General features: G+C 66.4%; 37 protein-coding genes. 8 read left to right on the top strand and 29 right to left on the bottom strand.

Going from position 1 to position 24,062, the window contains the following annotated elements; all coding sequences use genetic code 11:
* Positions 1-23 precede the first annotated feature (23 nt).
* The 4 genes from ABZ348_RS30775 to ABZ348_RS30790 all read right to left on the bottom strand — a co-directional run bounded on the left by ABZ348_RS30775 (position 24) and on the right by ABZ348_RS30790 (position 3,176).
* Positions 24-620, bottom strand: a complete 597-nt coding sequence (locus ABZ348_RS30775; RefSeq protein WP_358938625.1) for a helix-turn-helix domain-containing protein — start codon at positions 618-620, stop codon at positions 24-26.
* Between the two features lie 155 nt (positions 621-775).
* Positions 776-1,465, bottom strand: a complete 690-nt coding sequence (locus ABZ348_RS30780; protein WP_358938627.1) for a phosphatase PAP2 family protein — start codon at positions 1,463-1,465, stop codon at positions 776-778.
* 59 nt (positions 1,466-1,524) lie between these two features.
* Positions 1,525-2,460 (bottom strand): M56 family metallopeptidase, encoded by a 936-nt coding sequence (locus tag ABZ348_RS30785; protein WP_358938629.1) that lies wholly within the window; start codon positions 2,458-2,460, stop codon positions 1,525-1,527.
* Between the two features lie 179 nt (positions 2,461-2,639).
* On the bottom strand, positions 2,640-3,176 hold the full coding sequence (locus ABZ348_RS30790; protein ID WP_358938631.1) for a DUF5134 domain-containing protein: 537 nt from the start codon (positions 3,174-3,176) through the stop codon (positions 2,640-2,642).
* Positions 3,177-3,442: 266 nt separating this feature from the next.
* Between ABZ348_RS30790 and ABZ348_RS30795 the strand changes: the two genes are divergently transcribed.
* Positions 3,443-3,994 (top strand): GNAT family N-acetyltransferase, encoded by a 552-nt coding sequence (locus ABZ348_RS30795; RefSeq protein WP_358938633.1) that lies wholly within the window; start codon positions 3,443-3,445, stop codon positions 3,992-3,994.
* Between the two features lie 104 nt (positions 3,995-4,098).
* Here the strand turns inward: ABZ348_RS30795 and ABZ348_RS30800 are convergent, their stop codons facing one another.
* Entirely contained in the window at positions 4,099-4,782 is a 684-nt protein-coding gene (locus ABZ348_RS30800) for a glycerophosphodiester phosphodiesterase family protein (protein WP_358938634.1), read from the bottom strand.
* A 440-nt stretch (positions 4,783-5,222) separates the two neighbouring features.
* Here ABZ348_RS30800 and ABZ348_RS30805 point away from each other — a divergent pair, with 440 nt between their 5' ends.
* The 6 genes from ABZ348_RS30805 (at position 5,223) to ABZ348_RS30830 (ending at position 9,683) form a co-directional block, all read left to right on the top strand.
* Positions 5,223-6,632 carry a DUF6421 family protein gene (locus tag ABZ348_RS30805; RefSeq protein ID WP_358938636.1) on the top strand — a complete coding sequence of 470 codons (1,410 nt, stop codon included), beginning with the start codon at positions 5,223-5,225 and terminating at the stop codon, positions 6,630-6,632.
* Positions 6,633-6,719: 87 nt separating this feature from the next.
* Entirely contained in the window at positions 6,720-7,961 is a 1,242-nt protein-coding gene (locus tag ABZ348_RS30810; RefSeq protein WP_358938638.1) for a helix-turn-helix domain-containing protein, read from the top strand.
* Between the two features lie 169 nt (positions 7,962-8,130).
* Positions 8,131-8,268, top strand: coding sequence for a hypothetical protein (locus tag ABZ348_RS30815; protein ID WP_358938640.1), 138 nt, complete (start codon positions 8,131-8,133; stop codon positions 8,266-8,268).
* A complete protein-coding gene (locus ABZ348_RS30820) occupies positions 8,268-8,414 on the top strand; it encodes a hypothetical protein (RefSeq protein ID WP_358938642.1) in 147 nt (48 codons plus the stop codon). The genes ABZ348_RS30815 and ABZ348_RS30820 overlap by 1 nt, the downstream gene beginning before the upstream one ends.
* Positions 8,415-8,744: 330 nt before the next feature.
* Positions 8,745-9,128, top strand: a complete 384-nt coding sequence (locus tag ABZ348_RS30825) for a hypothetical protein (protein WP_358938644.1) — start codon at positions 8,745-8,747, stop codon at positions 9,126-9,128.
* A 342-nt stretch (positions 9,129-9,470) separates the two neighbouring features.
* On the top strand, positions 9,471-9,683 hold the full coding sequence (locus ABZ348_RS30830; protein WP_358938645.1) for a hypothetical protein: 213 nt from the start codon (positions 9,471-9,473) through the stop codon (positions 9,681-9,683).
* 43 nt (positions 9,684-9,726) lie between these two features.
* Here ABZ348_RS30830 and ABZ348_RS30835 read toward each other — a convergent pair whose 3' ends face one another.
* From ABZ348_RS30835 to ABZ348_RS30925, 19 genes are all read right to left on the bottom strand, one after another.
* Positions 9,727-10,113, bottom strand: a complete 387-nt coding sequence (locus ABZ348_RS30835) for a hypothetical protein (protein WP_358938647.1) — start codon at positions 10,111-10,113, stop codon at positions 9,727-9,729.
* Positions 10,114-10,461: a hypothetical protein gene (locus ABZ348_RS30840; protein WP_358938649.1), complete on the bottom strand. Its 348-nt coding sequence runs from the start codon at positions 10,459-10,461 to the stop codon at positions 10,114-10,116.
* Positions 10,458-11,660, bottom strand: coding sequence for a hypothetical protein (locus ABZ348_RS30845; protein ID WP_358938651.1), 1,203 nt, complete (start codon positions 11,658-11,660; stop codon positions 10,458-10,460). Before ABZ348_RS30845 ends, ABZ348_RS30840 begins: the two co-directional genes overlap by 4 nt.
* Positions 11,653-11,871, bottom strand: coding sequence for a hypothetical protein (locus ABZ348_RS30850; protein WP_358938653.1), 219 nt, complete (start codon positions 11,869-11,871; stop codon positions 11,653-11,655). The genes ABZ348_RS30845 and ABZ348_RS30850 overlap by 8 nt, the downstream gene beginning before the upstream one ends.
* A 42-nt stretch (positions 11,872-11,913) precedes the next feature.
* Positions 11,914-12,105: a hypothetical protein gene (locus ABZ348_RS30855; protein ID WP_358938655.1), complete on the bottom strand. Its 192-nt coding sequence runs from the start codon at positions 12,103-12,105 to the stop codon at positions 11,914-11,916.
* Complete coding sequence (locus ABZ348_RS30860) at positions 12,102-12,485, bottom strand: hypothetical protein (protein ID WP_358938657.1); 384 nt, start codon at positions 12,483-12,485, stop codon at positions 12,102-12,104. Before ABZ348_RS30860 ends, ABZ348_RS30855 begins: the two co-directional genes overlap by 4 nt.
* Positions 12,482-12,772, bottom strand: coding sequence for a hypothetical protein (locus ABZ348_RS30865; protein WP_358938659.1), 291 nt, complete (start codon positions 12,770-12,772; stop codon positions 12,482-12,484). Before ABZ348_RS30865 ends, ABZ348_RS30860 begins: the two co-directional genes overlap by 4 nt.
* Positions 12,769-13,104, bottom strand: coding sequence for a hypothetical protein (locus ABZ348_RS30870; protein ID WP_358938661.1), 336 nt, complete (start codon positions 13,102-13,104; stop codon positions 12,769-12,771). Before ABZ348_RS30870 ends, ABZ348_RS30865 begins: the two co-directional genes overlap by 4 nt.
* Before the next feature lie 13 nt (positions 13,105-13,117).
* Positions 13,118-13,768 carry a toprim domain-containing protein gene (locus tag ABZ348_RS30875; RefSeq protein WP_358938663.1) on the bottom strand — a complete coding sequence of 217 codons (651 nt, stop codon included), beginning with the start codon at positions 13,766-13,768 and terminating at the stop codon, positions 13,118-13,120.
* Between the two features lie 14 nt (positions 13,769-13,782).
* Positions 13,783-14,229: a CHC2 zinc finger domain-containing protein gene (locus ABZ348_RS30880; protein WP_358938665.1), complete on the bottom strand. Its 447-nt coding sequence runs from the start codon at positions 14,227-14,229 to the stop codon at positions 13,783-13,785.
* Entirely contained in the window at positions 14,217-14,354 is a 138-nt protein-coding gene (locus tag ABZ348_RS30885) for a hypothetical protein (RefSeq protein ID WP_358938667.1), read from the bottom strand. The genes ABZ348_RS30880 and ABZ348_RS30885 overlap by 13 nt, the downstream gene beginning before the upstream one ends.
* On the bottom strand, positions 14,351-14,728 hold the full coding sequence (locus tag ABZ348_RS30890; RefSeq protein ID WP_358938669.1) for a hypothetical protein: 378 nt from the start codon (positions 14,726-14,728) through the stop codon (positions 14,351-14,353). Before ABZ348_RS30890 ends, ABZ348_RS30885 begins: the two co-directional genes overlap by 4 nt.
* 62 nt (positions 14,729-14,790) lie before the next feature.
* The gene (locus ABZ348_RS30895; RefSeq protein WP_358938670.1) at positions 14,791-15,555 is read right to left on the bottom strand and encodes an AAA family ATPase; all 765 of its coding nucleotides are present in this window, start codon (positions 15,553-15,555) and stop codon (positions 14,791-14,793) included.
* Between the two features lie 214 nt (positions 15,556-15,769).
* Entirely contained in the window at positions 15,770-16,207 is a 438-nt protein-coding gene (locus ABZ348_RS30900; protein ID WP_358938672.1) for a hypothetical protein, read from the bottom strand.
* 89 nt (positions 16,208-16,296) lie between these two features.
* Positions 16,297-16,500, bottom strand: a complete 204-nt coding sequence (locus tag ABZ348_RS30905; protein WP_358938674.1) for a hypothetical protein — start codon at positions 16,498-16,500, stop codon at positions 16,297-16,299.
* Positions 16,497-16,985 carry a hypothetical protein gene (locus ABZ348_RS30910; RefSeq protein WP_358938675.1) on the bottom strand — a complete coding sequence of 163 codons (489 nt, stop codon included), beginning with the start codon at positions 16,983-16,985 and terminating at the stop codon, positions 16,497-16,499. The genes ABZ348_RS30905 and ABZ348_RS30910 overlap by 4 nt, the downstream gene beginning before the upstream one ends.
* Before the next feature lie 142 nt (positions 16,986-17,127).
* Positions 17,128-17,940, bottom strand: coding sequence for a hypothetical protein (locus tag ABZ348_RS30915; protein ID WP_358938677.1), 813 nt, complete (start codon positions 17,938-17,940; stop codon positions 17,128-17,130).
* Between the two features lie 110 nt (positions 17,941-18,050).
* Complete coding sequence (locus tag ABZ348_RS30920) at positions 18,051-18,422, bottom strand: hypothetical protein (RefSeq protein ID WP_358938678.1); 372 nt, start codon at positions 18,420-18,422, stop codon at positions 18,051-18,053.
* 242 nt (positions 18,423-18,664) lie between these two features.
* Positions 18,665-19,126, bottom strand: coding sequence for a hypothetical protein (locus tag ABZ348_RS30925; RefSeq protein WP_358938680.1), 462 nt, complete (start codon positions 19,124-19,126; stop codon positions 18,665-18,667).
* Positions 19,127-19,249: 123 nt separating this feature from the next.
* Here ABZ348_RS30925 and ABZ348_RS30930 point away from each other — a divergent pair, with 123 nt between their 5' ends.
* Entirely contained in the window at positions 19,250-19,618 is a 369-nt protein-coding gene (locus ABZ348_RS30930) for a hypothetical protein (protein ID WP_358938682.1), read from the top strand.
* Between the two features lie 49 nt (positions 19,619-19,667).
* Here ABZ348_RS30930 and ABZ348_RS30935 read toward each other — a convergent pair whose 3' ends face one another.
* From ABZ348_RS30935 to ABZ348_RS30955, 5 genes are all read right to left on the bottom strand, one after another.
* On the bottom strand, positions 19,668-19,832 hold the full coding sequence (locus tag ABZ348_RS30935) for a hypothetical protein (protein ID WP_358938684.1): 165 nt from the start codon (positions 19,830-19,832) through the stop codon (positions 19,668-19,670).
* A gap of 38 nt (positions 19,833-19,870) precedes the next feature.
* On the bottom strand, positions 19,871-20,704 hold the full coding sequence (locus ABZ348_RS30940) for an N-acetylmuramoyl-L-alanine amidase (protein WP_358938686.1): 834 nt from the start codon (positions 20,702-20,704) through the stop codon (positions 19,871-19,873).
* Positions 20,705-20,776: 72 nt separating this feature from the next.
* Positions 20,777-21,094: a DUF2746 domain-containing protein gene (locus tag ABZ348_RS30945; RefSeq protein WP_358938688.1), complete on the bottom strand. Its 318-nt coding sequence runs from the start codon at positions 21,092-21,094 to the stop codon at positions 20,777-20,779.
* 92 nt (positions 21,095-21,186) lie between these two features.
* Positions 21,187-22,455 (bottom strand): tail fiber domain-containing protein, encoded by a 1,269-nt coding sequence (locus ABZ348_RS30950; RefSeq protein WP_358938690.1) that lies wholly within the window; start codon positions 22,453-22,455, stop codon positions 21,187-21,189.
* A 59-nt stretch (positions 22,456-22,514) separates the two neighbouring features.
* Positions 22,515-24,062 (bottom strand): hypothetical protein, encoded by a 1,548-nt coding sequence (locus ABZ348_RS30955; RefSeq protein WP_358938692.1) that lies wholly within the window; start codon positions 24,060-24,062, stop codon positions 22,515-22,517.

Raw genomic sequence — 24,062 nt, forward strand, 5'->3', positions numbered from 1 at the left:
GCATGACGTGTTCCGCCGGGTGGTCAGCCACCCGGCGGAACACCCATTTCCCACTCCAGTCCGTAGCGTTGGAACAACTCCGCGCGCAGTTCGTCGAGCGGCATCGGAGCACCGGGCAGCACGATGGCGAACACCGCACCCATCAACTGGGCCCGCAACAACGGGTAGTCGACATCCACCTGACGCGATCCGTAGCGCTCCACCGCGCACCGCAGGAGCGCCGCCAACCGCTGTTGTTCCGGACACTGCACGAACCCCTCCGCCTGGAGCACTCCGGACATGTGCGTCCGCATCAAGAGGGGGCGGTCCGCAGCGAGTCCGAGCACGGCGTCGATGGCACGGGCCAACACTTCGAGCCCGTCGTCCGATTGCGGCTCGCGGTGGAGGGCCGCGTCCAGCGTTCGGTGCATCAGCCGGTGTACGGCCGACTGGAAGAGTTGACGCTTGCCGGGGAAGTAGTACGAGATCAGGCCCCGTGCCGAGCCGGCCCGGTCAGCGATGTCGGCGAGCGTAGTCGCCTCGAATCCCCGTTCGCCCACCAGCTCCACCGTTGCTTGAAGAAGTCGTTCCCGGGAACGCCGGCGGAGTTCTTCATTGACCGATGGGCTACGCGGGGACATGCTGGACTCCTGCGTTGACTGGCTCCGAGCCAATATACTCAGCGCGTTCCGTCGTCGGGCCGGCGAGGCCCGCGCGGATGGGCTGCCCGGACCGGGCGACGCGGGGGATCGCCCGGTCCGGGCAGCGCTGTGTCCAAGGGGGGCGTCACGCAGCCCTAGCGCTCCCGGGAGCGTACGTACCGGTCGTACAAGATGATGGAGAAGGCCACCCAGGCCAGGCCCATCAACCAGCCCTCCAGCACATCGCTCGGCCAGTGCACCCCGAGGAAGAGCCTGGTCAACCCCACCCCGATGACGGAGACGACTGCACCGATCAGGCTCCACCGCCACACTGCGGTACCCGCGCCGTGCCGGACCAGCAACCACAGCAGCAGGCCGCACGTCACCGTCGCCGTCAGTGCGTGACCGGATGGAAACGCCGCGTAGTGTGCCGAATCCACCGGGTCGGGCCAGTGGGGTCGCTCCCGTCCGACCGCTGCTTTGACGCCCTGCTGGAGGAAGGTCCCCGTCGCGCTGGTGACGGCGATCCAGACCGCCAGCAGTCGCTCGTGCCGCCACCACAACCAACAGAAGGCCGCCGCGACCAGTGCGCGCATGGTCCACGGGTCCCACACCCAGTCGCTGAGCACGCGGTTGAACCGGACCAGGTCGGGTGAGTCGACGGCCCAGCGGTGCCAGGAGGTGGAGACCGAACGGTCGAAGGAGATCAGGGGAGACCAGGAGACGGCGACCAGGACCAGGAGGACGACCGCCGCGACGGTCAGGGCGACTGCGGCACTCAGGAGCTTCGACGGAGACGGAGGGGATGTCGTTCGAACTGGGGATGTGGAGCGTGGGGAGGGCATGGGGAGGATCTTCCCCCTATGGCGCGATGTACCGGCGTCGATTGCACAACTCCGTGTAACTAGCCCAGGGCCAGGATCGCGGGCACGAACGCCACGAGCAGGGGAACCACCGGGACGAACGCCGCCGCCGCCGTCAGCCGGAGCCGGCGGCCGGCAGTCAGTCGCGGCGTTGCGGACAGCAGCCGGTGGACGCGCTGCGGGAGCTGGGCGTCGGGGGTCGGACAGGGCCCGAACACTCCGCGGTCCTCGTTGAGTTCCACCAGGGCGAGGGCGATCGTCAACCGTCCGAACCGCTTCGATGCCACGTCGTCCGCGGCGAGCTCCACCAGGCGGTGCATCTCATCACGGAATGCGGCGAACACCGGGATCTGCGGAAACCCGTTCGCCAGGGCGGCCGAGCAGTGCAGGAGCCAGTCGTGCCGGGCGCGTGCGTGCCCGTGCTCGTGCGCCAGTACGGCATCGAGCTGCCGACCCTTCAGACGGCGCAATGCAGCCGTCGTGATGACCAGTTGTGGCGCGGCTCCCGGTAGCCACCAGGCCCCCGGGCGGGCGCCCTCCAGGACGACGAGTCGATCTCCCGCCGTAGCCTCGCCCGGCATCAGGGGGGCGCGCACCAAGAGCTCGGCGCGACGCCGCTTGCGCCGAGCCCGGGCGCCGGTGATCTCCCGGGTGAGCATCGCGAGGGTCCAGAGACCGCCGCAGGCCAGGGCCACTGCGAGAGCTGCGGCCCAGGGCTCGTCGGCCCCGAGCGCATAGGCGTCCACGACGGCGCTCGGCGCGGGCGCGAAGACCTGTCCTCGTACCAGCTGCCAGGCCGCAGCCGCGCTGAAGGTCATCGAGAGCGCGAAGGAGAGCAGTACGGCGGCAACCACGCACTGCCATACCCACAACGCCACGATCGGCTCGCGCTCCAGCCAATCGGCACGCGACACGAGCCGCGGCGCCAGCACCGCGGCCAGTGCTCCGAGCGTCAGCAGCACAAGGGAGACCAACATGTTCGTCACTTTATGAGCACCGAACTGTCTGTGGGTCCGATCACGCGCGGCAAGTGACGTACGCCACGGTTTCCGAGCGTCTTCGGCCGTCAAGAATGGTCGAATGCCCAGAATGAAGCGATGTTCGGAAAGAGTGAAGAGGTGAAGGAGCCTCTGCTTCCGTGTGGTGCGGCAGGGGGTCACAGCATCAGCAGCATGGCCAACATGGCGGTGCCCATGGCCAGTCGGCAGGCGGCGAGCATTTCCGTCGGCACCTCCAGGGGGCGGGGTCGTACCGCACCGCCGGTCGGGACGAGCCGTCCGGCGGCACCCAGCACGTAGCCGGTGTAGTACAGCACCAGGGCGCCGGTCAGCAGGGGCAGACCGCCCGCCGCATGGCCGGAGTGCGCAGTGCCGGAGGCCATCGCGACCGCCATGTAGACCATGGCGAGGAAGCCGATGAGATGGTGCAGATGGTCCACGCCCCGGTGTAGCGCACGCAACGCGGCGATCGCGGCACCGCCGTAGACCACCGCGTACACCGTCCAGGCCCAGTCCGGTGGGGCGAACGCGGCGGTCGGGACCGCCATGGCTGCCATGCCGCATCCCATCAGCGCCTCGCCACCCACCGCCTCGCGGCTCGGGCCGGAACGGGTCCGCAGCTGGACCAGCCCGTAGGCGCCGGTCCCTGCGCAGAGGGCGACGAGCAGCCAGCCGGACACTGCGGGTCCGTGCATGGCCGCTTCCCCCTCCACCGACGTCCCGGACACCTGGTTCCCCTTGTCTGGTCGATGCCCATCGGGAGGAGGAGCGCACCGGGGCGCACGGGGGTGAGCAGGGAGCACGGCGGTGGCGAGCGTTCGCCCGCGGGTGCGCAGATGTGCAGTACATCCACCCCGGTACGCGCGGCTGGGTGCACCCCGTACCCTCGGGGCGTCCGTACCCGCCGAGCACAGTTCGTGTACCCGCCCGCCCCGTGCGGAGGAAGTAGGAGAGCGCCGCCATGGATACCGCACCACCCCGTGAGCCCGACGAGATCACCTTCAAGGACGCGGTGGAGGCCGATGCGCCGGCACTGGTCGAGCTGATCCACTCCGCGTACCGGGGCGAGGTGAGCAGGGGCGGCTGGACGACCGAAGCCGATCTCCTCGCGGGTGGGCGCACGGACGCGAACGACGTCCGTCGGGTCATTTCGGCCCCCGGGAGTCGCTTGCTCACGGTCGAACGGGCGGGGGAGCTGATCGCCTGCTGCCAGTTGGAGCACCGCGGTGACGCGGCGTACTTCGGCATGTTCGCGGTGCGGCCACAGGCCCAGGGCGGCGGGCTGGGGCGCCGGGTGCTCGCCGAAGCGGAGCGGACCGCGCGCGAGACGTGGGGCGTGAGCTCGATGCAGATGACCGTGATCTCGGTGCGGGACGAGCTCATCGCCTGGTACGAGCGCCGCGGCTACCGTCGCACCGGCACGATGACCCCGTTCCCCTACGGCAACGAGCGCTTCGGCATCCCGCTCCGCGACGACCTCGCGTTCGAGCTGCTGGTGAAGGACCTTGTCTGAGGGTCTGGACTGAGGATCTGGTCTGAGGACCTCGCCCCGGGGTCGTACTACCTGTCGGGTGCCGCCCGATCCGCTCGCAGGGATCGGGCGGCACCCGCCGTGCGTCAGGCGGTGAAGCGGCCGGTGCGCTTGATCGCCGGATAGTCCGTGGTTGCGCCGTCGAGTTCCAGGGCTCGGACCAACCGCAGGTGTTCCTGGGTGTTCACCACCCAGCCGATCACCGCGATCGCTTCCTCATGGGCGTGTTCGACGGTCTCCAGGGTCAGCCTGCGGATGTTGAGGGCGAGCGTGCCCGCGCCGACGGCCTTGGCCCGGTCGACGATGTCCGCCTCCCATCTGCTCGCGATCAGCACGGTCTGTACGCCGGGTACGAGTGCGGCGATCTCGGCGACCGCCTCGTCGTGGAAGGACGAGACGGTGATCCGGTCCAGCAGGTCGCGGCTGCGGATGACCGCGGCGAGGGCGCGGGCCGCCGCCACATCCTTGATCTCCGCCTGGAGCGGAGCGTGCACGGCGTCGAGTACCTCTTCGAACACCGGGACCCGTTCGCCCTGGCCCGCGTCCAGTCCGCGCAGCTCGGCGAGTGTCTTCTCGGCGATGGGGCCGCTTCCGTCGGTCGTGCGGTCCACGTCCGCGTCGTGCATGACGACGAGTGCGCCGTCCTTGCTGAGATGCAGATCGAGCTCGATCGCGTCCATCCCGGACCGTTCTGCCCGGATGAAGGAGCGCAGGGTGTTCTCCGGCTCCACGCCCATGACCCCGCGATGACCGATGGTGAGGAACGTCAAGATTCTCTCGCTTCCGTCGACGGCGGATCCCGTGCGGCGTTGCCTGAAGGCGCCGCTCGGCAAGGAGGCAGCCTAGTAGCCGGGACGGGCGGGGCAATGGTGCACGCACGGTCGGGTGAAGTGGTCCGCCGGTGCCCTTCGTGGTCCCCTGGGAGGAGGGACGTCATCCGTTCGTGGGCGCGCCTTCGGATCCGTTGACGTCGGGGCGGACGGGGTGCGGCGGATTGCCGGAGCCCGCGCCGAGGGGCTCGCGAGAAGGGAGCGATGGCATGGCCGGATGAGGAAAGGAATGGCGGAAGACATCGCGGGTAACCTCACCTACCGGAAACCTTCCGGTGATCATGGGTGGATGCAGGATATTTTGCTAGATGCCACTTGTCCGAAAGAAGGTCGAATGGATACGGTGTCTTGACGCGAGGTTCTCCCGTGGAGGAAGTGACATGACGGAAATTCTTGTGCAGGACGCTGTTGTAGCGGCCATATCCATTGCCGACCGGGTAGTGGACCACCCAGCTTGGCCCCGGCTCAAGAATGCCGTCGAGGAGATCCGCGTCTGGCAGTCCAAGGACGGTTCGATCGACTTCGACGCCGACGGTGCACCCACCCGCGCCGGTGTCGAGACGGTGCTCGGCCAGGTGGCCGACGCGGTGGAGGAGCTCTCGCCCCTCCTGCCGCACGACGTCGAATATCACCGCGCGCTGGTCGCCGACCTCCGCAAGTGGGCCGACGGTGCCTTCGGCGTGCCGGACTTCCTCGACTCCCTGCTCGCCTTCCAGCCCGCCGCATCGCGTGCGGACGGCCGCCAGCACCTGGTCGTCTTCCCCATGTACACGCAGAACGGCAACCCGGACCGCAACCTCGAAGCGGTCGTGCTCCGCATGGTGTGGCCCGACTGGCTGGCCGAACTGGAGCGCACCCGGTACGACAACCCCCTCTTCTGCGGCATCACCTTCGAGGACTTCACTTCCGGCTACGACACCAACTCCGCCGTCCTCTTCCCAGAGACGATCGCCGTCCGTGAGGCTCCCGAGCGCTTCACCTGGGGCGGCATCTTCTGCGACCGCGAGGCCGCCCGCTTCCGCGCCGTGACCACCGCGGCCGTCGACATCCTCGGCCTCGAACTCCCCGCGGACATCGAGGAGATGGTCGAGGACCAGCAGCGCTGCCAAGAGGCGTTCGTCCTGTGGGACATGGTCCACGACCGCACGCACAGCCACGGCGACCTGCCCTTCGACCCCTTCATGATCAAGCAGCGGCAGCCGTTCTGGATGTACGGGCTGGAGGAGCTGCGCTGCGACCTCACCGCCTTCAAGGAGGCCGTGCGCCTGGAGGCCGACGGCGTCGCACAGGGCCGTGACGTGCAGTACGCCGTGCTGTTCGACCGGATGTTCCGCTTCCCGGTCACCGGCGAACGCGTTCGCAACTACGACGGTCTCGGCGGCCAGCTCCTTTTCGCCTACCTTCACCAGCACAACGTGGTGCGCTGGACGGACAACAAGCTGAAGATCGACTGGGAGCGGGCGCCCCAGGTCACCAACCAGCTCTGCGGGGAGATCGAAAAGCTCTACCGCGACGGCATCGACCGCCCCAAGCTCGTCCACTGGTTCGCGGCGTACGACCTGGTCTCCACCTATCTCTCCCCGCACCCCGGCTCCCGCTGGGCCAAGGGTCCCGACGCCCTCGACCTGACCCAGCCCCCCCGTAAACTGGTCGACGACGTGCTTCCCGACGAGTTCCCGCTCAGCATGTTCTACGAGGCGCTCGCCAAGAAGCTGAAGAACGTGATCGCCTCAACGAAGGGGATACGCGGAACCACTTCAGATTTCGAGTTCCAGATCGCCAAGACCTGACCCACGACCGACGAGCCAGCCCCCGCCTTCCGCGGGGGCTTCACTCGTTTCTGGGGAATACCCTGCAAAGGAAGGGTGGTGACGCACATGTCGGACGAGCTGGCGGACAACTTGCGGAAGTACAGGCGGGCCAGGGGGCTCAGCCAGGAGGAGCTGGCCCACCGCGCCGGCCTCTCGGTGGGGCCCGTGCGGAGGGTCGAGCAGGGCAGCGACGGAGTCAGGATGGAGACGCTTCACGCACTGGCACGGGTCCTGGGAGTAAAGACGTCGGACCTCATGGCGGCCGGGCCGCCGCGCCCGATTCAGCACGAGGACCCCAACAGCCAGAACTTGCGCGAGCTCCGCATCGCGCTCACTCCTGCACCCAGCCTCGCCCCCGCGGGTCCGCCGATAGGGGATGAGCCCAACCTGCGTGCGCTGCGGCGCATGACTCACGATCAATCCGTCTTGTACTTCGGGGACTCGTACGAGTCCATTGCTGCGGACCTGCCCACGCTCATTAGGGCGGCGAACAACGCCGTGGCCTACTACGACTCAGGCGAGGAGCACGCGAACGCTCTGGTGGAACGCTCGCGAGTCCTTAACCTGACCGGGCGGTACCTGACACAAATCAGACAGTTTGACCTTGCTCACGTAGCCGCCAGGGGGGCCATCGAGGACGCGAAGGCGGCCGGCAATGACCTTGTGGCAGCGTCAGGGGTCGGCGGGATGTGCTGGCTGCTCGTACGGACCGAGCGGTTCGACGAGGCCGAGGACATCGCGGTCGCGACCATGGACATCGTCGAGCCGAGGATCGCGGGGGCCACTGACGACGACTACTCGACCTGGGGCGGCCTGGCCATGGAGGCGGCAGCTGCGGCGATGCGAAACAACCGCCCCAAGGAGGCCAAGGCCCTTCGCAAAGCAGCTGGGACCGCGGCAAAAGCGGTCGGCAAGACACACAAGAACCTGCTGCGCCACTGGTCGCGGTTCGGCCCCGTCACCGCAGCCATGAAGGAACTGGAGGACTACATGATCGCAGGAGATGCCCGGTCTGTAGTCCGCAAGTCCAGGGATGAGCCCGCGCTTCAGCCTGCGACCTGGGAACGCCTCGGCGGACCAAGCACGAACGACGGGAACCGTTATCGCCTCGACCTTGCGCGTGCGTACGTCAGGTCGGGCGACCCCACCGCAGCCATGGAAGAACTGACGCGCCTGGCCGGCATCGCGCCCGAGTGGTTCCGCCACCAATCGTCGGCCGCCGCCACCTTCGAAGAGGTGGTAAAGAAGCGCCGCACCCTCACGACAGAGATGCGCGAGGTAGGCACCCACCTGGGGCTTTACCCCTAACTGCATTTCACCGATGCACTTCTGACGGGCCGTCGACAGAAGTGCATCGCTACGCGCCTGGCCGCGAAGTGTCACCACCCGTAACTTCGTGGTCATGGCGAGCAACGACGACCCCCAGTTCGAAATTGGCCTCCCGGCCTTTGATCGCAAGCTCAATCGGATTGGCATCGTGACCGACATACAGAGTGGTCGCGTCCAACTGCGCCCCCTGCCAGGGGGTGTCGAGTGGGAGGCCAAGCCGGAAGACGTGGGCCCCCTCAAACCCCACAAGGAGCTCAGCGCAGACCTGAACGGCAGGCGCCCGTGATGTGCCGCGCCGTCGACTGGGTCCGAGGTGCCTTCCAGTGGGTCCGGCGCACCGCCAGCAAGCAAGCCGGCGCGATCATGACGATCACCATGGTGTTCGCCTGCGGGCTAGTCGTCTGGCTCGCCCTGTTGGGTACCCCCTCCTGAGCCGGTCCACCCCGGGCGCGGCGCCCACCCGCCGCAACCCCTGCACCCCGGGGTGGACCCTTCCCACCCCTCCCTGGACGCCTGGCCATAGTCGCAGGGCCTCCAGGGAGGGCTTCACTGCAACACTCCTGCAAGGAAAGGGATGCGAATGTCTGACCATCACCTGCACCTGATCGGCGGAGACGAGGACGACGGCGGGGAACCCAACCCCCCGACTGGCGACGGAGATGACGGGCGCCAGTACGAAAGCTAAGCGATACCCTCGCGTGTGACGCGAGCTGGGGCCGACTCCCGACCGTGGGGGTCGGCCCCTTCTTTGAAAGGGCGCCGATGGTAGCGAAACACTGGCACGCATACGCCTGGGTAGGGCACGCGCGACCCGACGACAACGCCAGGAACGACCCTAGCCAGCCTGTTCCGCCGCTGGAGATCGCGCACTGGCTACGCAAGCCGGCCCGGCATATCGCTGAGACGTTCGACAACACCCCAGAGGGTGCCGGGTCGGCCATCGAGTGGATGCGAACGGGTGGCGCGGAGAACGAGGCGGCCGACGAGGTCCACTTTCCGCTCGCCGAGCGCATGACGTACGTCGAGGACGATGTCAGCCGCGGCGCCGATGCGGTCTGGGGCTACTACTCGGAGACACTCCGGTACGTATCCCGAGCCCTGGTCGCCTGCCCGCGAGAGGGGCAGCCCTGCCCCTACGGGCGGTAGCTCCCTACTATCGAACCCCGAAGGGTTCAACACCATCCGAGCCCCCGGCTGTTGAGCTGGGGGCTCTCTGTGCCCCCGACGGGGCGATCGTGATACGTTCCCGACATCTCAGCTGTGGACGACACCGCAGCTAGATCGACCCTCCAGGAGTCAGTCCGCCCGGAGACCGAGCCACGGGCCGTGAGTAACCAGCCTCTGAGTTTTGTTTGTCTGGACTGATCAGACAGAGCTCGACCACCGCCATCCCACCGTAAGTGCGATAGCGGTCTAAACGTCCGTTGAATGGGCGAATGGTCGAGCACTGTCATGCTCACCAATCGCCTCCTTTGTGAAGGAGCGTCGGTGAGCGCAAACCAGAAGAAGCTCATCGCTGTCGCGGTCTGCGTCCTGTTCTCACTCGTCGTCGGCTTTGTGGCTGGCGTCATGCTGGCAGCGCTTGGCGCCCCGGTGCTGACGTGCGTAGGAAGTGGCGCCGGAGCCTGTGCCACCAGCGCACTCATCGGCGTAGCGGTGATTGCGCTGCTCGACTTCACGGGAGGGCCCTCCAGCCCCTGAACACTGCAAGGGGCAGCCCGAGTGGACTGCCCCTTGCCCGTCTTCACACTTCGTCGGGATGCGTCTGCGCGTCGTATCCATCGATGTATGGCTCGCCGTTGAGCCAGGCAGTCAGTTTTCCCACTGCTCGCTCAGTGGCTTCCTGTGCAGACTGCTTTCGCACTCCACGCGTGGCGCCGATCTCCGCGTACTCCCAGTCCAGGCCATAGCGCAGAAGTAGTGACTGCCGCTCGATCACGGTGAGGTCGGCCGCCTTCCATCCGCGCCGGACGTCGGCGAGGTGGGCGAAGAGGGGGCTGCCCTTCTTGGGGTCTCTGTACCCCCTGGGCATATCGGCATCCGCCACCTGCTCGCCCTTGATTCCGTACGCTGCCTCGGCGTCCCACACTGCCGGGAGGACGTGCTCGACTAGGTTGCGGGTGTATGCCACTCAGCACTCCCCCGCAGCGACGAGCCTGGACCGATTCTCTTCCCACGACGTCACTTTTGAGCGACGCTTAGCCTCCGTCAGGTGAGCATCTCGCAGCCTCTGCGCGAGCCATCGATACAGGACGCCCGCCCCCATCTCCAGGGCCGTCCTGGCTGCGCCAGGGCGTGTCGCAAGTAGCAACAACGCCTCCTGGTGGGCATCTTCGTACTCCAACGCTGCACCGAACTGCTCGGCCGCTTTACGGGCAGCCCGCTGGGCGATCTCGGCAGTCTCCTCAGTCACCACCGACCAGTCAGTGTGCGCCTCCTCGGCGGTGTCGTAGGCGTTGGTAATCTCGATGATGTTCACTGATTCACCACCTCCTTTACGGGGACGCGCCCGTCCTTGGTTACTGCGACGATCAGGCCGGGGGCTCCGGTCGTCCCCTTGGAGTGCCGCCACCATGTGCTCTCTGACTCCATGGCGGGCGGCTGGATGAACGTCCGCGGGCCGTCACTGTCGACGTGCTCGTGGTGCAGATGACCAGCAAGGAGAACGTCCGCCTGATGCATGGCGCTCGCCTTGTTGAACGCCTGGCCGCGCCACCACTCCCAATGCTTTCCGGGGCGCCACTGGTGGCCGTGGGCATGGGCAACCACCGTGCCCGAGCATTCGACGACCACCGTCAACTCGTCCGTGTCGGGGACGTAGAACTCGACGTGACCGAACCGCTCAGGGTTCAGGTCGGCCGCGTCCTTGACTGCGATCAAGGACTCGGTGTCGTGACTGTCGTCGTACCTGGTCACGCCCTTGCCGCTGATCCGTACCGCTTCGCCGTGATTGCCGGGAACCGCGGCCATGGTCAGGCGGCTGACCATCGGCGCGAACGTCAGGAGGGCATGGAGCATCACGCGCCGAGTGAGGCGGATCTGTTCATTGAGTGTTAGCTGTGTCCGCCAGGTATTGGCGCCGCCCTGTGAGACGAAGCCCTCGGTATGGTCGCCGAGCCAGGCTATGTGCACGTGCCCGATGCCGAAGCGCAGCCGGTACAGGGCTAGCAGCTTGGCGGCCCGGTTGAGGCAGTGGATTGTCCGATGGAGCGTGCCTTCCACTCCATCGCCGTCGATCTTGCCGAACTGCATGTCGCCGAGGCTAACGATGAACGTATGGTCCCCTGCCCGCTCCTCCTCGTCGAAATTGAAATCCGGCGCGGAAGTGTCGATCGCGGCCAAGAGCTCGTCGAGCGGGGGCCGCTCCAGCATTGTCACACTTGCACACCTGCGCACGAAAGTGAAACGGGTGCTCACGCCCGTGCTGCCGTTCGCCATCGTCCACTCTGAGGAGCGAAGGCCCGTGACGGTCCACTCAGCCGGATCGAGGCCCTGCCCCTGAAGTACCGCGGTGGCCGCGGTCTCGTTGTCCTCGAAGGACTCGCCCCGGACCGTGACGGCAGCCTCGTCACCGCTCACCTCGATCTGCTTGGTGAAGTCCTTTTCTGGGTCAGTCTTCCTGCCGGCGACCGCGGGCGCGGTCGGCTTGGCGAGCAGTGCATCGGTCAGGTCAGACACTGTTCACCCCCTCTCTGCGCAGTGCGCGCCTGTATGTGCGGATGGTTGACGGGGAGATGGTGTAGCCGTTGGTTGTGAGGATGGCTGCGATCACCTCTGCGGCCATGGGGGACTCGACGAGCGCCTGCACCAGCGCGGCCTTCTCCGAGTCCTCCAGGGAGGCGTGAATGGCCTCCAGCTTGGGGCCGGGCTTGCCGGGAAGGTCAGACATCGTCGCCGGCCTCCCCGCCACACCAGGGTTCGAGGTCACAGATCACGACACCGGCCTCACCACGGCGAGCTCGACGATCTCGACGCCCTCGGGCCAGTCGTTGTGCTGGACGCCAAAGTAGGCGAAGTAGCCGCGCTCCTCGTCGTCGTACTGCGTGAAGCGAGCGAGGACCACCTCGCCGGAACCGTTGGGTACGACATAGGCCAGCCGGCCGTGCGTCAGATCGTGGCTCACTCGGCCTCCTCCGGGTAGAGAAGCGCGACGCCGTGGTCATACTCGGTCACGCCGTAGCTGTGGCAGTAGAACTCCGAGGACCAAGCCTCAACCCAGTAGCGCCCGGGGATCAGGCCATCCGTGGTCGTCACCCCGTGTTCGATGTCGGCGCGATGGAAGAACGAGTCGAGCCCGACCCACTCCTCATTCCAGTTGATGTCGCAGCCCACATCGCCCCACTGGTCGAGGCAGTCATGCATGTGAACAACAGTGAATCCGTCGTCCACATGGTCCTCGACGACCATCTCGTGAGGCTGGCCGTCGACCGGCCGCTTGCCCGGATAGATGACCTCGCGCGCCAAGGGGATCTCGTCCCAATTCAGTTCGAAGCCGGGGATCACTTAGTCGCCTCCGAGTCCGGTCGAGCCAGCACCTCGTACGCCGTCGCGAGCTTGCGCGTGTTCTCGGCGATGCGCGTCACGACGTAGGGCTGAAAGACGGAGGCGAGAGGGTTGGGGTCAGGGAAATGGCGCTCCAGCTCGTCCGCGTACGCGACCAGGAATGCGGACGACCACGCACCCACAACCACGTCGGTTAGCTCGTGAACTAGGTCGCCAGGAAACAGCCGACCGACCTTTGCGTTCATTGCCTTGCGGGCCGCCGCTAGGGCGGCGTCGATCGGCTTCACTTAGCCGCCTCATCGATGCGCTGGACCTCGGCCAAGGCCGCGGCGGCGAGCTGAATGAGCGAGTGGCGCGTTTCGACCGGGTTGAGCGCCGCTCCGACCTCGAAAGTGAGGGACAGGAGCAGGGCGTCCAGTGCGCCGGTCTTCACGTGCTCGCGGGACCAGGCGGATGCTCGCCCCTCATTGAGGCGGCTCCTGAACGCGGGCACAGGGGTCGTGGCGCCCATCTTGGCGATCCCGGCGCGCAACACCTCGTCTACGATCTTGATCAACGGGTCGGCAGGCTTGCGGGGCACTCGCTTCGGCTTGGGCGTGACGGTTTCGGTGTCGGTCACTCGGTAGGGCTCCTCACTTCATCAGGGCGGACAGCGCGTCTGCGCCCTCTGCCAGGTAGGTGTCTGTGACGTCAGCGCGCAGGCGTACCGACTTGGCGGAACGCAGCGCGCGAGTGATCTTCGATGCGAGTTCGGCGCCCGCGTCGTCCGGGTCGGCCCAGACCCATACGCGGCTGAACCCCGCGAGCATCCTTCGATGCCGCCCGAACCACATGTTGGCGCCGGGGATGGCCACAGCCGGCAGGCCGAGCTTGTTGAGGATGATGGCGTCGAGCTCGCCCTCGCAGACGTGGATCTCGTCGCCCGCGCGGTGGACGGCTCCGACGTTGAACATGCGGGGGGTGTCGTCCTTGATGGTGTTGTACTTGCCGTGGAAGTAGTCGCGGTGGTTGTGCTCGCTCAGGCAGCGGAAGCGCACGGTGAGCGGCTGCCCGTCCCGACCGAGGTAGGGGATGGCGAGCATCCCTCGGTGCCTCTCGTGTCCAGGTGCCGGGTCGGCGACGATCCCGAGCCGGAAGGCGAGCGCCTCATCTCGCCCGATACCGCGGTCTATCAGATACTTGGCGGCCTCGGCGGTCACGTGCGTCTGATAGGTGCTCACCGCCTCCTCCAGCATCTCCCTCTGGGACTGCGAGAGCGGCGTGAGCGGTTCGTGCTCGGCCAAGCTGGTTCTCCTCCTTACTTGCGCTTCCAGGCCGGCACGTAGCCGCCCCCTGGCTTCCGGTCGGGCTTCTTGCTCGACGCCCGATGGCCGCCCCCGTAGCGACTGGCGTAGCTCTCCTCGCGAGGCCCTGTCGCACACTCCTCGATCGCTTGCTCGCGGGCGTAGTCCTTCGCGCCCTTAAAGGCGATCTCCTTGCCCAGTTGGTCGCGGTGGTACTCGATGATCAGCGTGTAGCTGTCGCCGCCCTTGCCGCAGGAGTGGCAGCGCCACAGGCCCTCGTCGAGCCGATACGACATTGACGGGGTGTTGTCGTCATGGAGCGCGCACTTGGCCATGCCGGTGTTGCGCTGGTCGTTGAAGTCAACTTCGAAGTGATGCAGTGTCGCCGTCAGCGACGGCTTGCTGTCGTCGCCTCCACCACTGGAGCGCTCCTCCACCCGGCGCCATCTCACGGCAGCCACCCATGGTCGATGTCGCTCGTGTCGACCTCGTACGCCCGCTCGATGCGGAAGACGGCGAGGATGTCCGACTCGGGGTCGACGTCGTAGGCCAGGAAGGCGGCGATGCTGTCCTCGGTCGCGTTCACTGGGGGGCCAGCCCGAGGTAGTCCTCGACTGTTGTGAGCACGAACGCATGGCGCCAGTTCTTGCCGCGGCGCTTGACGATGACGATGGATTCGACGTTCTCCATGTCCAGGCCGCGGTGCTTGGCGAAGTTCTCGCGCTCAGTGATCGCCTCGCCGAGGAAGACGCCGGGCTCGAACTTCGCGTTCTTGGCCTCGATCACCAGATACTTGCCGTCGTCTTCCCGGATCACGAGGTCGCCCTCGTCCTCCTTGCCGGCCAGGCGCAGAGACTCGACGTCGAACCCCTCGGACCGAAGCCCGTCACGCAAGTCCGACTCCCAGTCGGCACCCTTGCGCTTGTTGCGCCGGTTGCGCGCTGCGATGCTATTGCTCACCTCGTACACCACCTCCCGATAGGGCCGGGGCGGGCCCGGCGTCTCTTGTCACACTTGCACACCTAGGAACCGAGATTGAGCGCCACCTTGGTCGGGCTCCACTCCTCGGCGGGTTTCGGTTGAGCCGCTGCGACTTGCCGGATCTCCGCCTTTCGGAAGCGAGTGAACTCCGGCTCACAGATCATCGTGGCGTAGCGCTGCGCGGTCGGGTCGCAGGGACCCATTCTTTGCTTTACGCAGGCCACGTGGTACGCCATCGATGTTGGGTCGAGCGCGACCGACAGGGACAGCTCAGGCTTCTCGGATAGGCCGCCCTTGATCTGGTCACGACTCGGCGGGTTCCAGGGGGATGTCTTCGCCTCCCACGCCTTGTCACTCGCGTGGTGTAGGAGTATGACCGTGGCGGCCGTATGGCGGGCGAGCTCGGTAGCCCCCTGCATGACGGCCATCTGCTCGGTGTAGTCGCTCTCTGCGCCCTCGAAGTCCATCAAGTTGTCGCAGATAATGACCTCGGGGTATGCGTCCCACAGCTCGACGTACGCCTCCAACTCCTCGTCAACGGCACGCCAAGTGATCGGCGAGCCGAACGAGAAGGTGATGTTCAGGTTAGCCAGGGCGTCGATGTAGCCCTGGCGGTACTTGCCGCCCTCCGCCATGCCGGCCTCGACCATCGCCGAGGTGTCCTTCGTCATCATGGACGCGAGTCGCGAGGACGCGGTGAAGGCGGACATGTCCGCACTGAAGTACAGCGTCGGCAGGTTCATCATCGCCGCCCAGAAGAGAGCGAACCCACTCTTCTGCGTGCCTGAGCGACCGGCGATCATCACGACCTCACCGTGCCTGGGCCTCACACCCATGGCGTACAGGGCCTCGAACGCCTCTACGCGTGGGAGCTCACGGCCCGATTCGGCATGGAGCGCCAGGGACCTGCCAGGAGTAAGCAATTGCCGACCTCCTTCCTGCGTTGGCGGCTCTCGCCGCGCGGGGCTGATGCCCCGTCATCGCCCCCCTTTCTGTCGCTTGTCACACTTGCACACTAGGTCAGTCGAAGTCCGGCGCGTCGTCCGCGGCCGAGACGGCCGCGGCCTCACGCCGGTTGGCGTACTCGATCACGCCGTTGCGCACCGCAGCGTCCGTGAGGGGACGCCAGACCCAGGCCGGATTGGCTCCGGGCTTCTTCGGAGGGACCTGATCCAGCGTCACGATGGTGGCACCGCCGACGATGGTCTCCAGGTCACGGGCGAGGACGGTCTGTTCGATCCTCTGCCCCTTGGCGATCTGGGGCGTGCCAGCCGCGAGCGAGGCTGCATCCTGGAAGACCGTCACGTCGCACAGCGCGCTGTCCTTCGGCCCGTTCGGGGTGGGCCGCTGACGATCGAACGAGTGAACCTCGATGAGGATGGCCACCGCGTTGACGCTCTCCTTCGGCTTGAACCAGCCGCCGCCCTGAATCGGAATTTCGATGATGTTGAGAGCCACTGTGTTGTTCTCCTTCGCTCGTTGCCTACGCGGCAGTTACGGTGTGATTCTTCACTTACTGATGCAGCAGGCCGGCAACATGCCGGCCTTCACCAGACCTTCTCCGCTACCGCGACCGAGGTCGCCTTCACAGACGTCAGCTTCGCTGTGCTGCCCCGGAAGCTGGATCGGGCTTCCCGCTCGATCTCAGCAGCCTGACCGCGGGCCAGCTCCTCTTCGTCGACCAGGAAGCCGAGCGGGATGTCGAGCTCGACCACATAGGTCACGGTGCTCACCACCGTCACCCGGCTCACGCGGCTGGCGCCTGGAGTGACCGGCCCTTCGCCTTCCAGGCCGCCATGACGGCCGAGTCCTTGAAGAAGCCCTGGTTCTCCGCCCAGAGCTTCTTCAGGCCCTGAACGGTGGTCGCCTTCTCGATCTGGCCCAAAATGTAGGCGTTGGGGTCCTCGGCAGCCGCACTCGCACTCTCAGCCCCAGTAGAGGCCCCTTGGCCGCCTGCGGCTGCCGCCCAGGGGTCTCCCTCGGGCTTCGATGGCCCGCCCGTGGCAGTCTCCTCGACGACCGTTGCGCCGAGCGCCGTTGCGATCACCCCCTTGCCGTGGGCGATGCTCGTGGCGTTGACGATGACGCTGCTCAGGCTCAGTCCCTGCTGGGTGGCGGGGTCCATCCCGAAGGTGGCCAGGATTTCCGCCCTGACCTCCCCCGGGGTCCCTCGGAAGGTCGCCCACGTGGCGTCCTTGTCGCCCGAAAACTTGATCGTGATGCTGATCTCGCCCACTGTTTTCCGTGCTCCTCTCTCGGCTGTCTTGCTCTTGGGACTCAAAGGAGGCGTGTGTGCTACTTTAGCAGGCGCCTCGTGCTCCGCACCCCGTCTGCATTGCTAAACTTACACACTTGGGGCTGGAGAAGCAACTCGTGGGTTATGTGGCCTGAGTCACAAAGGGGGTCAACGCCCCCTTCATACTGCGCGTCTGACGGATCGTGAGCGCGAGATTGGCCAGGGCCCACCCGATACGCAGGTCGGCCCAGTACAGCTTGCACGTGGCTTCGCCCTGCGGCAGGTGCACGACTATGCCCCAGTCCTGGTTGACGGGAGGCAGTTCCGAGTACGCCTCGGCTGCCTGGTCCGCAGGGAATGATGTCTTCTTCCAGGCCGCGAACGCCTTCTTGTCGTCCGTGTCCACGGGGAACTTGCTGTGGTCGTACAGCCTCCCGCGCGAGTACGTCGCGAGCTGCGACGCCACCTTCAGCCTGCCGTACTCCAGGGAGCCGGTCTTGGTGTCGGTGATGAACTGGCCCGAGATGTGCTTGCCGTCCGGGCCGGGGCCCTCGTAGCGCGCCAGGCGGTCGAAGGTGCCTCCCACGGACAGCTCGGGCACAACGACGAACTGCTCGGCGGCGACCACCTCCAGCGGCGACGTAGCCAATACGTACTCGGCCATGTCGTCGAGATCCTGCTCCGAGATCGCCCTGGGGAGCGGCTCCCCGCGGTCCACGTACTCGGTCAACTCGTGAAGGTAGGTCCCCTTACGGGACTTGACGTTCGCGCCGGCCGCGTCCTTGGCCTGCTCGGCCAGGGCGGTGAGCTTCTTCTTGTCGACCGGGTCGTCCGGGTCCAGACTGCGCGCCAGCTCCAGCAGATCGGGGCGAACCATCGCGCCGAGCAGAACCATGCGGCAGAGCCAGTCGGTGAGGTTCGACTTGTCCTCGATGCAGTCGATGAACGTGGTCACGCGGGTGTGACCCTTGGGCCTGCCTCCCTCGGCCGGCACAACGAGAGGTCGCCCCCAGCCGTCCCGTGGGACAGTCAAGTTCGGGTGCTTCGCCTGTACTTCCATCAGGTTCAACGCCATACGAGCGCCCCCTTCAGGGGGAGGAGCTCGGCGGGCACGCAGGTGGCAGGGTGGGCCCCCACCGGCTTGCGTGAGGGGTGCGCGGGGGTCTGTGCGCAGTAGATGCGAACGGTTCCGTCCTCCAAGATCTCGGGGTCACACTCATCCTCGTCGAGGGGTTCGATCCCTCGACGGGCAGCCGCAGTGAGCACGGCCTTCATGCTCCTCGGGCGATACCCGGGGCGCGCGTCGATGTGGAAGTCACACTCACGCTCATCGATGTGGAGTGTGATCAGTCCGTCCAGTGTTGTGAAGTCCTCTCCCTCCCCCTCTCCGCCCGGGATCTGAACCGCCAGAGACGCGGGAGTAAAGAGTTCCGCCATAACCAGACCTCCAAGTGTGCAAGTTTCGCTGCGGTGTGCTCATAGTGTAGGAGGGCCTACTGAATGTCAACATCCATTCAGGCACCCCCCGTCCGTTGGGAAGTGAACCCGTGATGCCCCATCAGAACTGTTACACCCGATCCGCCAGAAATTGAAGGTTCAACGGAGCATGAAGACGGACTGGAGCTGAACCGATACAAAAAAGCCCCCCGCGATGCGAGGGGCCTCAGTGAGGGGCGCTGTCAGGTTGGCGGATCGGCATTCTTTCGCCGGGTTGTCTTCTCCGGGGGGCGGTGAATGAGGTCGTCATCTCCCGGCTGCCGCGGCACATAGAAAAAACCTTCCTCCGTGTCCGGGTCATAGTGCACCACGGCCCCTTCTTCGGCGAGCATCTCCTTCCATGACGCAAGTCGAGCCGTCTCCGCCTCGCTGAGTCCTCGCCCGTCACGGCGGCGAGCTTCGAATCGCAGCATGGCAAGCGGATAGAGCCAGCGGTGCTCCTCCTTAACGAACCAAGGGATCAAATCGTCATCGCGAGTAATTCGGCGAACCAACCCCTTACGTCGGCGGAAGTTGCCCCACATGGACGGGACCGTGTCGATCCCGTACTTGCGCTTGTACTCATCGATCATCCAGGCGTACGTCCGCCCCTCTTCGAACCAGCGGATAACCTCGCCCTCGTCCTGAATCTTGCGCTTGGCCACGCCTCCTACTTTCTGCTAAACGATCACTCTCTTGTCTACATACACTTGCACAATACGCGGGACGCGTCAAGATCGCTCGGGTATCGTTAAGCCGCGTAGCGCAACGATCACACCGAGGAGCGGATGATGGTAAAGATCGAGGTCACCGGGTGCGACATCGACCACGCGATTCCAGCGCTGACCTACCGCATCGCCGTGAGCGATGGGCGGCTTGTGGAGCTGGACCTGTGCGAAGTGCACGCCGAGCCGATCGAGCGCGTAGTCGGAAGCGTGCCCGAGGTGGCCGATGAAGGCCCCGAGGGCGCGGACCCGCCCGCCGGGCCCTCTCCGACTCGATCGCAGGTAGAGGCGTCCTCGCCCCCACCGCCCGCCGCGAAGAAGGTCGTTGCGAAGAGGGTCACCGCCAAGAAGGCCACCGCGAAGAAGGCGCCGCGGCGCCGCACTCCCATGGTGACCTCCCTCGAAGAGATCGAGGCCCGAAAGCGCAGGTAGCACGAAAAGAGCGCCCCCACTGACCAGTTGGCCGGTGGGGGCGTTCGTTCTACATCTTCGCGCCGTTGGGCTGTGCATACACACCCAAGGCGGTGAGCACCTGAATGGCCGCGGCCACCTCGGGGCTGTCCGCGCAGACGAGGGCCGCTAGGCCGGCCAGGCTGCCCAGGGTAGCCACTGCGGCCTTCGCGTACGGCCGCAACTGTCGAGGCAAGAGCGGAAGGATGAGTGCTAGGGGCCTCTGAGTCATCGTCACGCCTTCACAGAGAAGCCGCGCTTGGCGCCGAGCTTCTTCAGGCTCGCCAGACCGGGGATGCCGTTCGCAGCCGCTCCGGTGTAGCCGAGCTTCTGTTGCCACCTGCTGTACGCCGCGACCGTGATGCTCCCGAAGGAGCCGTCCGAGGCGTAAGCGGCAGGGAGTAGACCCTCCGCCCTCAGTGCGGCCTCGACGATCTGCACGTCAGCCGCGTGAGTGGTGCCACCCTGACGCAGGCCGGGGTCGCGCTTCGCAGCCGCCACGATGTTGGACAGGTCGACGACGACCTTTGGGGCGGGCTTCACCGGGGTCGGAGCGGGCTTGGTCGGGGCGGGCGTGTTGTCGACCGGGGCGGGCATCCCCGCCTTCACCCAGGCGTACAGGGGCCCACCCGGGCAGAGGGTCGCGATGCCGTCCTTGTGGCCCCGCTTGGCCAGTGTCCGCCCGGTCTTCTTGCACGCCTCGTCATACAGTGCGCGAGCCGCAGCGAGGGCCTTGTCGCTCGGCTTCTGGTCGCCACCGATCGCTATCTGCACCCCGAGGCCACTGACGTTGTGCCCAGGGCAGTGCGCGCCCTGACCGGTCCATCCGCGACCCTCGTAGATCGTGCCGGCCTGGTCGACTATGAAGCTGTACCCGACGCCGGCCCAACCCTGCTGGCGGTGAATGCGCTCGATCTCCCGGGGGACGCGGACGCCAGTTGAGTGCGGAGGCTCGCCGCCGTGGTAGTGGATGAAGAACTCGGTGCGGCGCGACAGTGGGACGTGGGCGGGGACGCCCTTCCAGGGCTGGGCACCCCACGCAGAGCGGGAGACGATCGAGATGGACATTCGGGATACCTCCAAGGGGAATGGGAAAGCCCCTCCTCGCGTCATCGAGGAGGGGCTTGCAGGGCGCTGGACTCAGTCGGTTCCGATGACCGCAGCGACGGTTGCGGCGGTAGTGGCGGCGACGGTGGAGATGTGGTGATCGAGGCGTTCGGACACGGCCAGCCGTTCGGCGCGCTCGTGGCTGATGTCGCCCCGGAGCTCGGATATCTCGCGGCTCTGCTCACGGAGCGACTCTGTGTGACGGGCCTGGCCGTCCAGTACGCGATCTAGCCTCTCGGCCACCGCGTCGAGGTCATCCCGCAGGTTGGTTGTGTGCGTGTTGGAGACTTGATCACGGGCCTCCTGCGCGTTCTCGCGCACCTCGCCGAGAGCGGCCATCTGCCGGCGCATGAGCTCCGCAAGGACTCCCAGGAAGCCTACGGCGACTGCACCCCCGGCAGAAATGAGTGCAACTTGCACACTTGGCTCAATGGACAGCAGGGTCACGAGAGCGTCGCCTCCAGGGCCTCCAGGCGCTCGGTGAGCGCGCGAATAGTGGTCGCTTGGTGTTGAACGACCGGCAGCAGGGCGACGCCCAGCAGGTCGTAGCGCAGGCCGTCCACCTCGCCGTCGAGGTAGGTGACGAGCCAGTCGAGGCCGGCAGCCTCCACCTCCTCGGCGATCAGGCCGACCTCGTCCGTGCGGCCTTCCTTCGCCGAGCCGTCCTCGTTCACTGTGTCCTTGCGGTCGTAGACCACCGGGCGCAGAGAGAGGACGCCGTCCGGGTTGACCTCGACGTCGCGGACGTTCTTCTTGAACCGGATCGAGCTGGTGTTGCGGCAGAAGGTGCCGTCACCCTCGACCCAGACCGCGTACCAGGTACCGCCGCCCGACGCCGCATTGTTGTGTGGCCGCTTCGAGCCGTTCGCCCAGGCGATCGTCTCGCCCGAGGTGAGGTAGTCGTGGCTGTGGGGCGCGGGCGGGAATGTGGCCGGCTTGCCTGTGACCGAGGACCACGTGTGGGCGTGGGTCGAGGGCGGGAAGGTGGTCGGCTTGCCCGAGACGCTAGACCAGTCGTGGGCGTGCGAGGCCGGAGGGAATGCATCCGGCTTGTTGGTGATGCTTGGCCAGTCATGAACGTGCTCAGAAGGCGGGAGGGTCGTCGGCTTACCCGTGATGTTGGCCCAGGCGACGGACGGGGCCAGGTTGACCCACGCTGCGCCGTCCCAGAACTCCCACCCCATGAGGGTTCGGTTGTAGCCCAGGTGACCCTGGCGCGGCACGGCCGGGCGGGTGTTGGTGGTCCAGTTACCCACTCGCGTGCCCGTGTAGCGTCGCCCCTCGATCACCGACCCCGAGGTGATGACAGTCACCCCCGGATTGACCCTGACCAGGCCGAGGGAGAGCTCGAAGACGCCCTCTTCGGTCTGGGTGGGGTCGAGAGCTTCGCCGCCCGGTATCCCAGGCAGCACATCGAGGGCGATGCTGTTGGCGGCCGGGTCGAGTCTCAGGACCACGCGGTCCCGCCTCTCCGCGGACTGCGGGGCGGCGATGGGGAGCGTAATGACCTCGGGCGAGTGCACCGCATGGCCCCGGAGGATGGCAAACCCGGGCCGCACGAAGACGCGCATCCCCGACCCATCGGCGGTGACCTTCAGGGCCTGGGAGTCCGCGGAGGCGGCCACTCCGCTGTCTTGGAGCTCGCCGAAGAGTCGCGAGTAGTCCGTCTCGGAGACGGTCTGCCCGTCGAACGGGTAGGAAACGAGTGCCACACATCCTCCAGGGGTGAAAGGCCCCGAATGGGGCCGCGGTTTGTGTTTTCGTGCTGACTTCAGACGCGGCGAATGATCCTGAGCGAGCGGGCGTAGAGTCCGTCCCCGACGAGAGCCCCTGAGCCTCCAAGGTCCCCGAAAGTGACCCCATTGGGCGTCTTTCTCGAATTCAGGAATCGCGGAAGCCCGTGCGCATCCCACCCGATGAGCATTCCATCGTGATCGATCTCGCCCGGGTCGGCACTATCGGCATCGAAAAGCACGACGTCGCCGATTTGGGCTTCGGTGAGCGGGGTGGGCGAATCCGTGGTCTGAGCGACGATGACACCGGGGCCATGCGGACCGATATCGCGCGTCCGCCTGGGGAGATTGAGCCCATCGAAGTCCTCGTCACGCACCATGGGAACTCCCATGTGATATCCAAGGATCATGCGGATGAATCCCGAACAGTCGAAAGTGCGTATCCATGCGGCACTCGGCGCTGGGACGTGTTCGCCGTTGGCGAAAGTCCACGGAACGCCCATGTACTCGTGGAAGTCGCCGCCTTCGCGGGGAACTCCGCTAGTCGCATCAAGTGGACCGTAAGCGGATTGCCCGAAGACGGGCGCTCCGGTCGAGGCGTCGAGGACGGCCGGCGCGTATGCCAGGTACATGGCCCCATACGCCAGGGCGTCAGGGGACACATCAACCGCCCAGGCCCTGATCTGATCGGCCAGCTCGGGGGTCCAGTCACCGCTGAACGGGGTGTCCAGGAGCCGGACCCAGGTGGAGTGGGTGACGGTGGGCGGGTCGGGCCACAGCGCCGAATGGACGGCGAGGCGACTCACGAGGAATCGGAGAGGGAGGGCCGTACTTCCACTGCTGAGGAATCCCCGGAACCCGACGCGGCCGGCACCGAGGGAAGTGTCGGTGACCGAGTGAGTCCACGCGGCCGGCTGCGATTCCCCCTCGCGCCACGCCTTGCACCTGACGGTGCTTCCAGCCCTTTCGGCCCGGATGTTCCAGAGGTCGCCCGGCGTGAATCCGGTACCCAGGCTCACCGCTGCGGCGAGGGTAGTTGTGGACGATTCGATCTCCTTCTCCAGAGTGAGGCGCACCTCGCCGCTGGTGAGAACCGAAAGCCTTGCACGGTAGTGGTTCGAGGAGCTCTGATACGACAGGAGCAGTGCCAGACTGGCCGCATTGCCTGTCGGCATTCGGTCCATCGTGAATGTCGCGGTCGCGTCCGCGTCTGTGACGTTGTCGATCACGCTCGTGTATCGCGAGGAGTTGGCAGAAGTCATAGCAATGACGCCGGCTCCGCCCTCCGTGTAGTAGTCGGATTCGCTGCCCCCCGATCGACTCCAGTTGCCGCCGCCCGGCGAGATGCCCCAGTCGCCGCTGGATGTGCGCTGGAATTCATCCGCGAAAGGCCGCTTGGCGTCTCGGAATACCCTTTCCGGGCCCCGAGTCGTCACCGTCTTGGCGCCAACGGTGAGCGTTGCCACTACGCCATGGTCGTCCGAGACTTGCAGGCGCTCGGGCGAGCCGGGAATGACGGACGTGGTCAGGGTCGTGGGGGCGGACCTGTACCAGACGGGGTCGTCGGACACGATGAGGACGGACAC

Source organism: Streptomyces sp. NPDC005963 (genome assembly GCF_040638655.1).
In the GTDB taxonomy this organism is placed as follows: domain Bacteria; phylum Actinomycetota; class Actinomycetes; order Streptomycetales; family Streptomycetaceae; genus Streptomyces.

Bases quoted from the DNA above. Each gene is read 5' to 3' on its own strand.
- ABZ348_RS30785 (WP_358938629.1), bottom strand. From the start codon at position 2,460: ATGTTGGTCTCCCTTGTGCTGCTGACGCTCGGAGCACTGGCCGCGGTG.
- ABZ348_RS30850 (WP_358938653.1), bottom strand. From the start codon at position 11,871: ATGTCTGACCTTCCCGGCAAGCCCGGCCCCAAGCTGGAGGCCATTCAC.
- ABZ348_RS30780 (WP_358938627.1), bottom strand. From the start codon at position 1,465: ATGCCCTCCCCACGCTCCACATCCCCAGTTCGAACGACATCCCCTCCG.
- ABZ348_RS30825 (WP_358938644.1), top strand. From the start codon at position 8,745: ATGGTAGCGAAACACTGGCACGCATACGCCTGGGTAGGGCACGCGCGA.
- ABZ348_RS30930 (WP_358938682.1), top strand. From the start codon at position 19,250: ATGATGGTAAAGATCGAGGTCACCGGGTGCGACATCGACCACGCGATT.
- ABZ348_RS30775 (WP_358938625.1), bottom strand. From the start codon at position 620: ATGTCCCCGCGTAGCCCATCGGTCAATGAAGAACTCCGCCGGCGTTCC.
- ABZ348_RS30945 (WP_358938688.1), bottom strand. From the start codon at position 21,094: ATGCGCCGGCAGATGGCCGCTCTCGGCGAGGTGCGCGAGAACGCGCAG.
- ABZ348_RS30790 (WP_358938631.1), bottom strand. From the start codon at position 3,176: ATGCACGGACCCGCAGTGTCCGGCTGGCTGCTCGTCGCCCTCTGCGCA.
- ABZ348_RS30795 (WP_358938633.1), top strand. From the start codon at position 3,443: ATGGATACCGCACCACCCCGTGAGCCCGACGAGATCACCTTCAAGGAC.
- ABZ348_RS30940 (WP_358938686.1), bottom strand. From the start codon at position 20,704: ATGTCCATCTCGATCGTCTCCCGCTCTGCGTGGGGTGCCCAGCCCTGG.
- ABZ348_RS30810 (WP_358938638.1), top strand. From the start codon at position 6,720: ATGTCGGACGAGCTGGCGGACAACTTGCGGAAGTACAGGCGGGCCAGG.
- ABZ348_RS30805 (WP_358938636.1), top strand. From the start codon at position 5,223: ATGACGGAAATTCTTGTGCAGGACGCTGTTGTAGCGGCCATATCCATT.
- ABZ348_RS30920 (WP_358938678.1), bottom strand. From the start codon at position 18,422: ATGGCGGAACTCTTTACTCCCGCGTCTCTGGCGGTTCAGATCCCGGGC.
- ABZ348_RS30820 (WP_358938642.1), top strand. From the start codon at position 8,268: ATGTGCCGCGCCGTCGACTGGGTCCGAGGTGCCTTCCAGTGGGTCCGG.